Origin of the sequence: Psychrobacter immobilis (assembly GCF_904846175.1) — a bacterium.
GTDB lineage: Bacteria > Pseudomonadota > Gammaproteobacteria > Pseudomonadales > Moraxellaceae > Psychrobacter > Psychrobacter immobilis_E.
The window spans coordinates 109,545-123,826 of sequence record NZ_CAJGZM010000008.1 but is presented as its reverse complement, the minus strand read 5'-3'; the positions used below and the strand labels follow the sequence as shown (position 1 = coordinate 123,826).

10 protein-coding genes and 1 other annotated feature are annotated in these 14,282 nt (G+C 41.5%); of the genes, 6 read left to right on the top strand and 4 right to left on the bottom strand.

Annotated features, from left to right (window positions below; genetic code table 11):
- Nucleotides 1-199: 199 nt before the first annotated feature.
- Nucleotides 200-316, bottom strand: a sequence feature (AL1L pseudoknot).
- 506 nt (nt 317-822) lie between these two features.
- A complete protein-coding gene (locus tag JMW39_RS10865; RefSeq protein ID WP_201546477.1) occupies nt 823-1,674 on the top strand; it encodes an SDR family NAD(P)-dependent oxidoreductase in 852 nt (283 codons plus the stop codon).
- A 444-nt stretch (nt 1,675-2,118) separates the two neighbouring features.
- Here the strand turns inward: JMW39_RS10865 and JMW39_RS10860 are convergent, their stop codons facing one another.
- The gene (locus JMW39_RS10860; protein ID WP_201546476.1) at nt 2,119-3,093 is read right to left on the bottom strand and encodes a sterol desaturase family protein; all 975 of its coding nucleotides are present in this window, start codon (nt 3,091-3,093) and stop codon (nt 2,119-2,121) included.
- A 615-nt stretch (nt 3,094-3,708) separates the two neighbouring features.
- On the opposite strand from JMW39_RS10860, the gene bilR reads away from it, so the two are divergent.
- Nucleotides 3,709-5,625, top strand: coding sequence for a bilirubin reductase, long form (gene bilR / locus JMW39_RS10855; RefSeq protein WP_201546475.1), 1,917 nt, complete (start codon nt 3,709-3,711; stop codon nt 5,623-5,625).
- Nucleotides 5,626-6,002: 377 nt separating this feature from the next.
- Here bilR and JMW39_RS10850 read toward each other — a convergent pair whose 3' ends face one another.
- Nucleotides 6,003-7,490: a PepSY-associated TM helix domain-containing protein gene (locus tag JMW39_RS10850; protein WP_201546474.1), complete on the bottom strand. Its 1,488-nt coding sequence runs from the start codon at nt 7,488-7,490 to the stop codon at nt 6,003-6,005.
- 586 nt (nt 7,491-8,076) lie between these two features.
- Here JMW39_RS10850 and JMW39_RS10845 point away from each other — a divergent pair.
- Genes JMW39_RS10845 through JMW39_RS10835 form a run of 3 tightly spaced genes read left to right on the top strand, consistent with a single transcriptional unit; the run spans nt 8,077 to nt 11,163 of the window.
- Nucleotides 8,077-9,114: a FecCD family ABC transporter permease gene (locus tag JMW39_RS10845; protein WP_201546473.1), complete on the top strand. Its 1,038-nt coding sequence runs from the start codon at nt 8,077-8,079 to the stop codon at nt 9,112-9,114.
- On the top strand, nt 9,111-10,364 hold the full coding sequence (locus JMW39_RS10840; protein ID WP_201546472.1) for an ABC transporter substrate-binding protein: 1,254 nt from the start codon (nt 9,111-9,113) through the stop codon (nt 10,362-10,364). Before JMW39_RS10845 ends, JMW39_RS10840 begins: the two co-directional genes overlap by 4 nt.
- 31 nt (nt 10,365-10,395) lie before the next feature.
- A complete protein-coding gene (locus JMW39_RS10835; RefSeq protein ID WP_201546471.1) occupies nt 10,396-11,163 on the top strand; it encodes an ABC transporter ATP-binding protein in 768 nt (255 codons plus the stop codon).
- Between the two features lie 14 nt (nt 11,164-11,177).
- On the opposite strand, the gene JMW39_RS10830 is transcribed toward JMW39_RS10835, so the two are convergent.
- Complete coding sequence (locus JMW39_RS10830) at nt 11,178-12,023, bottom strand: DMT family transporter (protein WP_227679494.1); 846 nt, start codon at nt 12,021-12,023, stop codon at nt 11,178-11,180.
- 514 nt (nt 12,024-12,537) lie between these two features.
- Between JMW39_RS10830 and JMW39_RS10825 the strand changes: the two genes are divergently transcribed.
- A complete protein-coding gene (locus JMW39_RS10825; protein WP_201546487.1) occupies nt 12,538-12,822 on the top strand; it encodes a hypothetical protein in 285 nt (94 codons plus the stop codon).
- Nucleotides 12,823-13,333: 511 nt separating this feature from the next.
- Here the strand turns inward: JMW39_RS10825 and JMW39_RS10820 are convergent.
- Nucleotides 13,334-14,269, bottom strand: a complete 936-nt coding sequence (locus JMW39_RS10820; RefSeq protein WP_265088455.1) for a zinc-binding dehydrogenase — start codon at nt 14,267-14,269, stop codon at nt 13,334-13,336.
- Nucleotides 14,270-14,282 lie beyond the last annotated feature (13 nt).

Here is a 14,282-nt window from a genome sequence, read left to right as displayed (position 1 = left end):
ACTAAGACGTATGCATATCAATCATATTCATTCAACAACATGCCTTTTGTATTGCTTAATTATAATTCATTAAATTATTTTTTTATTAATAGTTCTAGATATTGGTACTATTAATAAATAATTAATATAAAAAAATAGAATCCTTAAAAATAAAATTCCTCCGTTCTTTTAAAGGAAAATTAATATATCTTCAAGTTGATGGGGCAATCGTTATTACTCGACAGAGCAGCTCGACCTCATAAAAAAATTTTTTATCGTCGATAAATTGAACCATTTTTTTAATTAGTGGTCGAGCTCCGCTTGGGTGAAAAAAGCGGCAGCCTTCCTGATGATTTCATTGGCTTGTCTGAGCTCTCTGCATTCGCGTTCAAGCTCTTTAATACGTTGCTCTTGGCTTTGAGCTTTTACAACTGCAGGACTATGTGCTTTTTATGCCAGGGTTTCAGGCGTACAGCCAACCTTTGACGCTATGGCTTGAATAACTCACCATGTGGAGCGATAGTCACTTAAGACTTCAATTAAAATGCGAACGGCGCGTTCTTTAAGCACAGGAGTATAAATTTGTCTTTTCATTGTCGTATTCTCTTAAAGTGTTGGGTGTCTGACAATCCCGGGGTGGTTTACTTGGCAGTATTGTGACAATTATAGGTATAACCGTGGCATCACCAGTTATCAAAAAGTTACTTATTATAGAATAAAGCATTTTAAGCGTAAGCCACTGATGGAATAACAACACTTTCATTACAATGGGCGGCATTACGATAGATAAAATAGAACGCGCATTCAAAACTTAAATAATAACTTAAATAGTAAGGACGACTCATGACTAAGACTATTTTAATTACGGGCAGTACTGATGGTATTGGTAAACTTGCCGCTCTAAAATTGGCAGAAGCTGGGCATCAAGTGTATGTGCATGGCAGAAATGCCGACAAACTTACCATTGTCATTGCAGAAGTCAAAGCAGTAGCTACAGGCGCAGCAGTAGATAATATTAATGGGTTTGTGGCTGATTTTTCAGATTTAAATGCAGTACGTAAAATGGCTGCAGAAGTAAATGAAAAATTACCAAAGCTGGATGTACTTATTAATAACGCAGGGATTAATACTACCACATCGCCAACGACTAAGGATGGATTGGACGTACGCTTCGTGGTTAATTGCTTAGCGCCTCGCGAGTTAACCAACGCCCTTTTACCTTTACTCAAAAAGTCTAGCAAAGCTCGTATCGTAAATCTAAGCTCAGCAGCCCAAGATCCTGTATCCTATAAGGCATTCGTAGGACAAGAGCGTCTCGATGATAAAGACGCCTATGCTCAAAGTAAGCTAGCACTCACGATGTGGAGTATGGATTTAGCCGATAAAGTCGCGGCAGATGACATCAATGTAATCGCTGTCAATCCAGGCTCGCTACTGAATACAAAAATGGTCGATGAGGCTTATGGAGAATATTGGTCATCAGCGGATAAAGGGGCAAATATTCTAGCTGAACTTGCCATCTCGGATGAGTTCGCTAACGATAGCGGTAAATATTTCGATAATGATATTAAAGATGGCGTACATGGTGACGCGAGAGGGGAGTTCGGACAACCGCATGCAGATGCTCTAAACAAAGAAGCCATTATAGAGCTTGAACGCCAAACTCAGGCGATATTGCAGTCGCTTTCTGCATAATATTTATATTTAGTCGCAGCAATATTAGCTAATAATTATGTTTGAGTTATTTATAACTATAGGTTCTATCGGCAATATGAACATAAATGTATGAACTATTCACCACCTATAGAGGTGGAGGAATTCTGCCTGACTCAAGTAAAACACTCTCCGATATAGTCGGGGCGGTTCAGTATTGCTGATATCAATTTTTTGTAGCCTCCGTCTGCGCAGGTACAACAAGCAAGAAAAATTGATATCAGCAGCGCGTGATGTATCGATATTACTTTTCACTGACTATATCTATGATCGGTGCGCTATACAGGCATCAAGCTGTCTAATTAAAATCTTCCAAATTAGCATTTATAGATGTGAGAACGTAGATCAGCAGCAACATTTCTTAAATAAGAGAAATCTCAATCCTTAAGATTTCTCTTATTCGACTTTCTGCTATGCCAATAAAACTCAAGCTGCGCTAGGCGGGCTAAACAAAACCTTTAACTTATTCTTAATACCTTTAGCGCGGAAAAATCGTTGCCACATGCGATAGAAAACATCAAATATTAGCTTGAAAATATTGTCATGACTCGCTTCACCCACTGCGCCATACTTAACTGGATTATTAACGGTATCCTCTTCCACGTAAGTACCGAACCAACGATCAAAGATTATGATAACGCCACCATAGTTTTGGTCAATATACTCATCATTAGCGCCATGATGAGCACGATGGTTAGAAGGGGTATCAAAAATATACTCTACCCATTTAGGAAATTTACCGACCGTTTCAGTATGGATAAAGAATTGATAGATCAGATCGAGTGCATAGAAGAAAAACACCCAAACAGGATGAACACCGAGCATCATAAGCGGTACAAAGAACAACCACCAACCAGTGACTGAATACAATAAACTCTGTCTCATAGCAGTAGATAAATTCATCTTATCATCTGAATGATGCAATACATGCGCTGACCAGAACCAGTTGACCCTGTGTGAAGCACGATGGAACCAGTAATAGCTGAATTCAACAGCAATGAATATGGGGATAACCGTTAACCAGTTCACTTCAATCGTGAAAAGACGGTATTGATATAGCCATAGACAGATTGGTAATACGATTAACGCTTGTACAATCAACTCAAACGTTAAATAAGAACCGCCCAAGCTAAAATTAGTAATGGTTCTTTTTAAGCTAAATGAATCACCGTTCCCACGCTTAGACTGATAGAACCATTCAGCCAAAAATAGTAGAAAAAATGGCACGCCAACCAAAGGCAATAACCATTCCTGCCAATACGAAGGTAAAACATTGCCTAACAACGGTTGCAAAGATTCAGGAGCAATCTGCAAAATAGTCTGATTCAAAACGTCTTTGTAACCGTCTAAGGCTTGACCGTATTCACCTATATTTATCAATTTGTTATTGATATCTTCCATGAAAACCATCCCAAGATGTGATCTTATAATTTTTGATTATATAGATTTCTACACCTTGAATCATAAATTTATATACTCATTAAATAAAAAATACATAAATATAAGTTTTAATTAAGCATATGAGATACTCTTATTTTTTGATATAGGATATACCCTATTAGATAGTTAAACGAAAGTTCAAATGAGATTGGGTATGAATATGCTGAAACGAATATCCTTTGATTATCATCTTCCTTCGAGCTGGTCGAACAAAGTATTCTTCGTTCATGTTTACAATATTAAGAGAATAGGTAAAATTGTTAGAGTCTGTTGAATATTCACAAATGAGCACTGCTGATAGCTAAAATAGCTCTAGCTAAGTGAAAATTGCAGGTAACGCTCATTGCTTCGGTTAGATTTTTACAACGAATAGAGCGATTTTAGCATCAGCCCTCATTACAACAACAGGAACAGGACTACTTTTTGCTACTTCATTGCTAGAAATAGACGCTTAGAATGACTGAATTTACAATTTTTATCTGCGAATTGTCACTGTCAGTGCCATGATTTAATGTTCGACAGACCTTAGTATTAACGTATTAACCACTATAAAACTACTGCTATAGAAGCCATATTATGAAAATACTACAACCTATCACTATTGGTGGAGTGACTTTTAAAAACCGCCTAATGCTGCCACCGCTTACCACAGGCTATGAAGCAAAGGACGGTAGCATCAGCTCACAAAGCCTATCTTTTTATCGCCGTTTAGCGCAAGGGGGCGTAGGTTACATTGTGCTCGGTGATGTTGCTCCGATACCTAGCTTTGCGCAAACCCCTAAACTATTTGACGACAGCCAAATTGATGGTTTTCGACAGATTGCCGATAGCGTACATAGTTATGGTGCGAAAATTGGCATACAGGTATTTCATCCTGAATACGATGTTGAGGCCATTAACAAAATGTTCGCTAATGGCGAACAGAATAAGGTTCGGGAGCGATTAGATTATGATATGCAGCACTTCGTCAATGAAGTAAGCGAAGATAGCTTGATGGTGATCATTGATAAAATGTGTGCGTGTGCCAAACGTGCGCAACAAGCAGGGATTGATGTCATACAAGTCCATGGTGATAGGTTAGTAGGTGCTCTATGTAGCACTCAGCTCAATACCCGTACTGATAAATTTGGTGGCTCTCTTAAAAACCGTACACGTTTTGCCTTACTGTTAGTACAAGCATTGAAGAAAGCTGTGCCAACTATGGTTATCGATTATAAACTGTCAGTCGTCACGCCTACGCGTGGTAAAGGCGGTGTTGATGAGATTGATGCACCGCAATTTGCGCAGTGGCTTGAAGGTGCTGGTGTAGACATGATTCATGTCGGTCAAGCCAATCATACGGTCAACTTAGCCGACACTATCCCGCCAATGGGAGTACAGCACTATTGTTTTTTTGCAGACATCGCACAATCAGTTAAGCAAGTGGTCACTATTCCTGTAAGCACTTCGGGGCGTATTATTGATCCTGAGATGGCTGAAGCAATGCTGGAAACAGATAAGGTTGATATGATTGGCATAGGTCGTCCCCTATTGGCTGACCCTGACTGGCCAAATAAAGCAGCGGCTGGCAAGCATAAAGATATTCGTCGTTGTATCAGTTGTAATGTCTGCGTTGATGCAGTTATGAATCGATCTTTTATGATTTGTACGGTTAACCCGGAGAACGGCTATGAAGAGACTAGAATTATCACCCCTGCCAAGATTAAGAAAAAGGTAGTCGTTGTCGGTGGTGGCCCTGCTGGACTTGAAGCCGCTCGTGTCGCTGCAGTAAAAGGTCATCATGTGACGTTGTTTGAAAAAGAGAATAAGCTTGGTGGTCAGTTAAATATAGCTGATGTACCACCGCGTAAAATTGAGCTGCAACGCCTTACAGATGACTTAATACACGCGGTAAAATCTGAGGGTGTGAATTTACGTCTAAATGAAATAGCAACTGTAAAAAGCATATCAGCGTTAGAGCCTGATGCGGTGATTGTAGCGGTTGGTGCGAACAGCTTTATTCCAGCCATTTCAGGCATAGAGAATGTGAATGTCAAAGATGCATGGAAAGTGCTGGAAGGCTCACAAACAGTCTCTGGTCGTGTCGTTATCATCGGTGGCGGGGTCGTCGGTTGCGAGACTGCTGAATATCTCGCTGAGCTTGGCTGTAAAGTGTCGATAGTCGAGATGTCGGATAGTATTACTAACGATATAAGTGTGACGATTGTACCTACAATGCTGGAGAACTATGAGCAATTCGATGTTGAGACGTATATGGAACACAAGGTCACGGCCATTACTGAGAATGAAGTACATTGTGAAATTAAGAATAGAGATATCGTGCAAATCCCCTACGACTATGTAGTCATTGCTAGTGGTGCGCGTTCAGTGGGGTTTGATACCGCAGAATTCATTGCTAATGGTATTGAGGTTATCGAAGTTGGAGACTGTGACAAAGTGGCTGATATCTCGTATGCAACCAAAACCGCTTATGATGCTGCTAATGCGCTTTAAGTTTTTAAAGCACTATGAGTGGAAGTTATGTGAACATGCCAATGTTTTTTAAATAGTATTCTTACTTTCTCTTACTCGATAGTGTTAAAAAATATTTGGATAACAAAAAGTAAATACGGTAGCATATCTGAATTATCTAGATAAACCATTTAAAATCAGCTAAAGCTTATTTATAATAAAGCCTGATCAGTGCGCTATACAGGCATCAAACTATCAGCCGTGTGCTCGGTATAGTAAAGCCTTTATAAAAGTAGTACGGTAGTTTTAAAACAAGCGAAAATTAAAAAGATTACGACTTATTCTAAATAGAACGCACCACAACAAATGCTATATTCGAACTAATAGCATTTGTTGTGGTTTTTAGCTTTAATAAAGGCTTATTTTAACAGCTTCTGCAAAATAGAAAACCGTGAAATAATCAGAAAATCTAATAAAAATATGCTGATTATGGCGATGATTGCTGTTGGAAAAATGATGGCAACCACCAGTAATACCATCATAAACCAGACTGGTATAGACCTCTTAATGCCGCGCGCTGGTGGCTTGAGACCGGCGACTTCTTCAGCACTAGGTCGACGTTGCCACCACATCACATAACCACTCACACAAATAGCAATAACGGATAGGCAAAATAAGGCATTGGCTAATACGCTCCACAACCCAAGCGTACCCATATGTATGGCAGCACCCGCAGCCATAAATTTGCCAAATGCATTGTAATCATCGAAGCGTATATCAGCTAAAATCTTACCGGAATAGCGGTCAATATGCACGGTACGATCAGTCGTTGGGCTTTTCATATCGTAGCTCATCGAGTCTTGGCTAATCGTCCATACGCCTGTATTCCCTTGTGGTAGATCCAACTGATAACGGCCTACAAAACCAAGCTCACGGGCAAATCGATCTACAGTATCAATCATAATGGGTATATTAGGCGCGATACCATTTTCACCCATAGTCGTACCTGATACTGGCATCGGTGTTAATTCTAATACCCAAGGTACGTCTTTGGTCTTACCTGCATTTAAGACGCTACCATGTGTGGGCGCTATGGCTGCTGGTGCTCCATGAACGTGCGGCGCGGCATTGGCATTATCCATATTCATACCAGCATGATGCTGACTGTGATCAATCGACAGTGGCATGGGCGCAACACCCCACTTACCCGCAGGGAACTGACTCCACGACTGTACAATGCGTTCACCCCAAATGCCTGCCCAAGCCATTCCTGAAATGCAGAAAAACAACAACAAAACAGATATCCAACTGCCTAATGTCGCGTGAATGGTTCGAAAAAAAGAACGCTTTTTCTTTAGATGGGTATCATCATCAGGAATCAACATTGCTTTGACAGATTTACGCTTATGCCACCACAAATACCAACCGGTTAGTATCATTAGAATGGTTAAAGAGGCGGTCGTTTCTTGGATATAATCACCGACTTTACCCAACAGTAAATCACTATGAATACTGTCAAAGGTATAATACAGATTACTATTACTGGGTATGCTATTGACGATATCCGCAGTGTAAGGATTGACGGCGACCATATTGTCATGGTCTTCTGATGTCACTTGAAACAGAGCTACCTTATCCGTATCACGAGGTGCGATATATTTAACGAGTGTACTATTGGGTAGGGTATTGAGGGCGTTTTTAGCTTGCGTAGCAATGGGCGCTTGCATTACTGATTCTGGAACAGCAATACTTAAACGATCATTATCTCGCCCCACGGTGTTAGACATAACCAACATACCAAGCGCGGTAAAAGCTAAAATTACTAAAAAAGGGGCAACAAACGTCCCCGCATAAAAATGCCAACGCCATACGGTAAAATAGCGTTGATTGCCTGTTTCTTTATTCATGAGTAGATGTTCCAATAGTTTTATACTTTCTATCTTGGCGATCAAATTGGTAGTTAGTAGTTTGCTCGCTCGCGCTAACTTTGTGGTTTCTATTTGGAAACGCAAATATTAGGAAAATAATGGTTTTTTTGATAGTGCGATATAATAACAGATGCTTTTTTAACCAGTGATATTAATTTCGGTATGTTGCAGACCTTATGGTGCATAAGGAGTAGCAGTATGTTGACTCTAAATAGCGTAGTTAAAAATCATTCAAAGAAATCTAATCTGAATCTGATTTATCCTCTCAAATTAAGAATTTTAACTATATTATTGTTTTAAAACACCTCAAGGCTCGACAAAATTCCTTACCACTCTAAATGGTTCTAATCCTTAGACGACGCCTAATTTGCTAAAAATTATACAGCCTAAGTTGAATGTAATTCCTGTTACTTTTTAAATTTTTAGTTTTAAAGTAATCTGGTTTCACTTAGAAAACTCAATATTTAATTGCGAATGTTTCTCATTGCGATTATAATCCTCATTTCAAATTTCTAGCGAACGTAATAGGGTTGTTCAAAACTGCTCTAACCATTTGGATTATAAAATGCCCCAAGCAATGAGCGAAAGCATCATTCGTGAACAACGAAAAATCGAAAACAAGCGCCGTATGGTGTTGTTGGCATTTGCGGTAGCGTGCTTAGTGGGACTGATTTTGGATGTGATGATAGGCCCTTCGATGTTACCTATAAGGGATGTGATTGAGGCATTATTACGGCTAACGGGTGTGGAAGGTACCACCCATACCATTATTTATGATCTGCGACTGCCCATTGCCTTGATGGCGTTATTGGTCGGTGCCTCGCTTGGGGCAGGCGGTGCTGAAATGCAAACCTTATTAAATAATCCTATGGCAAGCCCTTATACCTTGGGGTTGGCAGCAGCAGCAGGGTTTGGGGCATCGTTAGTGATTGCGTTTGGTGGTTTTGGTTTGCCTATACAATATGCCGTACCGATTGGGGCATTTGTCATGACCATGCTGGCCTCAGCAGTGTTGTTTTTATTCGCTTCTTTAAAGCAATTCGCCGCCGCTACTTTGATACTAGTGGGCATTGCCCTGTTGTTTATTTTTCAATCGCTGTTATCGCTGGTGCAATTTATCGCCTCCCCTGAAGTATCCCAGCAAGTTCTATTTTGGTTATTTGGTAACCTTAACAAAGCCACGTGGACAAATCTTGCTGTGGTTGCGGTGGTCAGTACGGTTTGCATTACCTTGTTGATGCGAGATGGTTGGCAATTAACCGCTTTACGTCTAGGCGAAGACAGAGCCGCTGCCCTCGGCGTGAATTTAACAAGATTACGTATTAGAACGCTAATTTTGGTCGCTATGATGACGGCAACGGCGATTAGTTTTGTGGGGGTCATTGGCTTTATTGGCTTGGTTGCCCCGCATGTTGCTCGGCTATTGGTGGGAGAAGACCAACGCTATTTTTTACCCGCAACCATGCTCGCTGGAGCGGCTTTTTTATCATTTTCATCGGTGTTGTCAAAGGTCATTATTCCCGGGGCATTATTTCCTGTGGGGATTGTGACCTCATTTGTGGGCGTGCCCTTTCTATTTTGGATTATTTGGAGTAAACGATGAGATCGGTTATTCGTGCCACATTTGCGACAGCAGTATTAATGACCGCGATGAGTGCACAAGCTGAAATAAAGACGATTCATGATGTGTTAGGGCGTGACGTTAAAGTTGACGTGCCGGCCAAACGGGTAGTGTTGGGGTTTTATTATCCGGATTATATTGCGGCAACGGGCGCTGAAAATTTTGGACATGTGGTGGGTATTTCCCGAGAGTTCTGGGAAAGTTTTAACCCTGGTAGCTGGCAATTATATAGTCAAAAACTAGCCAATTTACAAGGCATTGGCGATATTGGAAATATCGATAGGGGCACATTCTCGCTTGAAAAAACCTTGGCAATGAAACCTGATGTGGTGATATTGGCAAAGTGGCAATACGATACGCTAAAAGCCGAAATGCCGCGTTTTGAGGCGTCAAATATCCCTGTGGTGGTGGTCGATTATAATGACCAAAGTATCACAAATCATACCAATAGTACCAAAATATTTGGGCAAATTGCAGGGACAGAGGAGCGCGCTGACCAAGCCGCGCAAGAGTACGCTGATGGGATTGCCGATATCCAAAAACGGGTTCAAGCCGCAGGGTCAGCCAAGCCAAAAATCTATATTGAATTTGGTGATAAAGGACCAAAAGAGCATAGTTTTACCTTTGGCAAAAATATGTGGGGTGCGATTGCCGATACTGTGGGTGGTAATAATATTAGTAAACTGTTTGTCGAAAATTGGGGGCCTATCAACCCCGAGCAACTATTGGTAAGTAAACCGGATGTTATTATCATCTCGGGCACAGAAGTGGGTACGAAACAGACCGATGCTATGGCAATGGGTATTGATATCAGTGCCGATGAAGCCCAACGTCGGCTCAAAGGCTTTACTACCCGTAACGGCTGGGCAAATCTACCGGCGGTAAAAAATAACCGTGTGTATGGCATTTATCACACTGCTTCTCGCTCGTTGTCTGATTTGGCGTCGGCTCAGTTTATGGCAAAGGCCTTATATCCTCAAGCCTTTACCGATATCGATCCTGAAAAAACCTACATGGATTTTCATGAAAAATACTTGCCAGTCAAACCCAACGGTACGTTTTTTATCCAGCTAGGCTGCGGCGCAAGTGTTTGTAAAGACGACGTATCAACGACAGCCATAGCGCCCGACTCAGTAAAAGCTACAGCTGACTCTACGCCACCCACGTCAGCACCTGAAACGATGTCATGGTGGGATAAGCTAGGTAATTGGCTGCGTAACCTGTTTGCTTAATTTTTGCTATTAACCTTATAAAGATATAATAATGCTTGAACTTGATCATTTAACCGTACAGCGTGGCTCGCTCACCGTTGTCAAAGCTATCAATGCCCAGTTCCACGCAGGCAAAATATATACGTTGCTTGGGGCAAATGGGGCAGGCAAATCGAGCTTATTAAAGGCGATTTTTGGTGAATTAGCGTTTTCGGGCAATATCCGTTATCAAGATACCGTGCAACGTAAAGCCCATCTGATGGCATGGCGTAAGCCCATTGCCTATATGCCGCAAGATAGTCATACCGATTCCGAGCTTAACACGCTTGAGGTCGTGTTACTGGGGCGTATGGACGCGTTGGGTCGGCATATTAGCGATGACTTGATGCGTGAAGCCATTGACCTGATGGCACAATTAAATATTGCCGAACTGGCCCATCGCCCTATCCGTGCGTTAAGTGGGGGACAGCGTCAGCTTGCCATGTTTGCCCAAGCCTTGCTACGTCGTCCCAAAATTTTACTCCTTGATGAGCCGGTGTCGGCACTAGACATAGCACATCAAATTAATTTATTACAAAAGGTGAGCCATTATACTCAAGAACATCAACTTATCTGCTTGATGGTATTGCATGATTTAAGTCTTGCCGCTCAGTTTTCTGATGAATTATTGCTGTTGGCAGATGGTAAAATCCAAGCACAAGGTACGCCTCAAGAAGTGTTACAGCCGCAAATCTTACAGCAAGTATATCAAGTAGACATCGAGATTTTAACCAGTAGCCGAGGGTTGCCGGTTGTGCATCCTTACCGAAAAACTGCTTAAATTATTGATAATGATTAAGATAATTTCAATTCTTTTTTCTTCTCAGGCACGCTACTGGCTATCCCTGCCAAAATCACTGCCACAATACCTAAAATCTCTAATGAGCCGATGGTTTCGCCCGCAAAAACTACCCCATAAATGGACGCAAATACCACGGTTAAATAAGACAATGCTGCCACCGTAAATTTCTGTCCCACATGATACGCGTGGGTCATGGCCAGCTGTGCCAACAACCCAGCGCCACCAATACCGACGATATAAGGTAAGCTTGCCATAGTCAGTGGATGCCATCCCACCCACGTTGCCAATGCTGCCGAAATGACCGCCGCCACTGCCGAAAAGTAAAACACAATCCGCCAAGCAGGCTCGCCCATCAGCGATAACGCTCGCACTTGTAATAGGGCAAAAGCGGTAAAAATTCCGCCACTCAGCGTAATCAATGTTGGAATTAACCGGTCTGACTCAAAGGCAGGTTGCAACATCAAACAAATACCGCCCAAGCCCATTAACAGCGCTACCCATGTTTTTAACGAGGGCGTTTCTTTTAACCAAACAATGGATAAAATGGCAATGAATACGACTGAGGTATAGTTAAGAGTTACAGACGTTGCCAAAGGCAGCTGACTTAACCCATAAAACGCCAGTAATAAAGCGGTTGTGCCTGCGACGCTACGCTGCATATGACCCCAAAAAAATGGGGTTTTGAGGGTTTTCTGACGCACGAGCGTCCCACAAAAAATCATCAATGCTGGCAAAACTGACCGCCAAAATGCTAACTCATAAGGGTTCATATCAAGCTGGGTGACGGCATTTTTTACCAAAATGCTCATTAAGGCGAATAAAAATGCTGCCACAATCATCCACGCTGAACCTAAAGCATACTTTATTTTTATCATCTTAATTTATTGAATAATGAAAAAGCGCTATTGTAGCATTCTGTCTCCCTATAATAGGTATAATCCCTGCCGTCAATCACGCAAAAAATACTTGGTAGATTATGGGCTATGTTGAATGTCTACGGAATTGACAGTATAGATCAACCGTTTATACTTGTGATTAAAGATAACCAAATCGATGCGATATTGTTCCAACAGCAATGTGATAACCTTTGATTGGAAACCATTTAATTAGGGTATATTTTCCTCTGTTACATCTGATGTGATAATCAATTAGAATAATCTACTACTCTAATGATTCGTTGTATGACAATAAACTAAAAATTTATTAGTTTATGAATGATCTCCTGCTCAGTACTCAAATAGCTATGAACCCGTATCGAAACTTATTTAAAACGCTGCAACTTATTAATAATAATTGAACTAAATAAGGAGAGTAGTCGTGTTTAATTTACTTAAAAAATCAGCCTTCGCCAGTGTGCTTTTAGTTTTAGCATCAACAAGTTTTGCTACCACATGGACGGCAGGTAGCAATCATAAAGGCAAAGTGACCGTACCCATTGAAAGTGGCCCTGTTATTAGCTGGCAATGTAATGGAAAAAGTTGCCAGTTAACAGGTCCTTGGGGTAATAATTTATCTATGGATTCTTGCCAGAGTTTAGTGACACGTATTGGTAAAATTAGTTATTACAAAAATACAGCGGGTGAAGCATGGACAGCTAAGTCGAGCGAACTGGCTGAATGCAATAAAGCAGCACGTTAAGGTCTTTGCTCAGCTTCTAAACCTGAATGAATACTGTAATTGATTTTATAATGTACAAGCTGTATCCACTCTGGATGTTTGGTTTTAACTGCTCCTTGACTCATGTAAATCAGCTTCCAATGTACTCGAGGCAGTTCACGTTGCCTATTGGTTACGGTCTTGCAAACCGTAACCTAATGCCGCGGTATTCAACGGTGATGACTTCTCTATTTGTAGAACTATTATTTTTACCATTGATGCTAGAGATATTTATCTTACCGCTAATGGTTCGCTAATCTACGCTGAAAGTCAGTATTTTTTATTTCTACCGACTATTTAGATCCATGTGCTCATTGCCGTATCTAATGAGATGCAAGAGAGTTGCGTCAAATCATAAGGGGATTCAACGTTACGATGCTCATTTAAAAACTGCTGGCTTGTACAAGTGACTATACGCATACTGCCTAAAAGTCACTCTTCAAGCAAGAACTAGCCCTGAGGTGTAATTAAGTACTTCTCACCAGTGGCTTGTTTACCATAAGCGGCGATTGACTGTCCACGCAAAACCAAAGTTACGATTTAGGGTGATAGGGCCACGGTTTAATGCACCATAAATATACGCTTGTTTGAACGTGCTTGAGCCGTAAACGTTGTATTCTTCTACATCAGCAGTGATGGCCGCTTCCATACAGTTCAGAATATCGCTGGATAATTGACCGCCGCCGATAGGGTCGAATGAAATCGTGGCACCTGTTTCGACAATCGCTGCCGTTAAATCCGCAATAAACGTATCACTGCTTGAGTTGACCACATATTTTGCGCCCATATCACGCAACAGTTTTTCTTGTTCTTCCTTACGCACGATATTGATCAAATCAATACCATCAGCCATACAAATGCGGTTAAGCATTTGACCAAGGCTAGACGCCGCTGCTGCATGAATGATGGCTTTGTGACCCTCAGCACGCATGGTTTCAACCATTGCTAGTGCGGTAAGTGGATTCACAAAAGAAGAAGCGCCTTCTTTAGCGGTGGTACCTTCTTTTAATTCTAAGCAGCTTTTTACATTGACACAGTGGTATTGACGATACGTACCGCCGCCAATCACAGCAACCATTTTGCCCATTAGTGCTTGTGCGGCTGCCGATGAGCCCGCTGCGACCACGGTGCCAGCGCCTTCGTTACCCACGGGCGTGTCTTTATTAACACGTGTTTTTAGTGCTGGCATGAACTTTGCGGGAACATCAGCGGTAACGATAGGGTCTTGCTCAGTACCTGATTGTACGGCAGTTGACATATCAGCTGCGCTAAACATCACCCCAAAGTCAGAGGGGTTCAATGGTGCTGCTTCAATGCGAACGACGACTTCATCGGCACCAGGCTGTGGCATCTCGATATCTTGTAAGGATAGCGTTAATTTATTGTCGTCACTGATGGTTGAAACTAGTTGGATATTTTTATCGGTCATAGTTTTTGCTCCT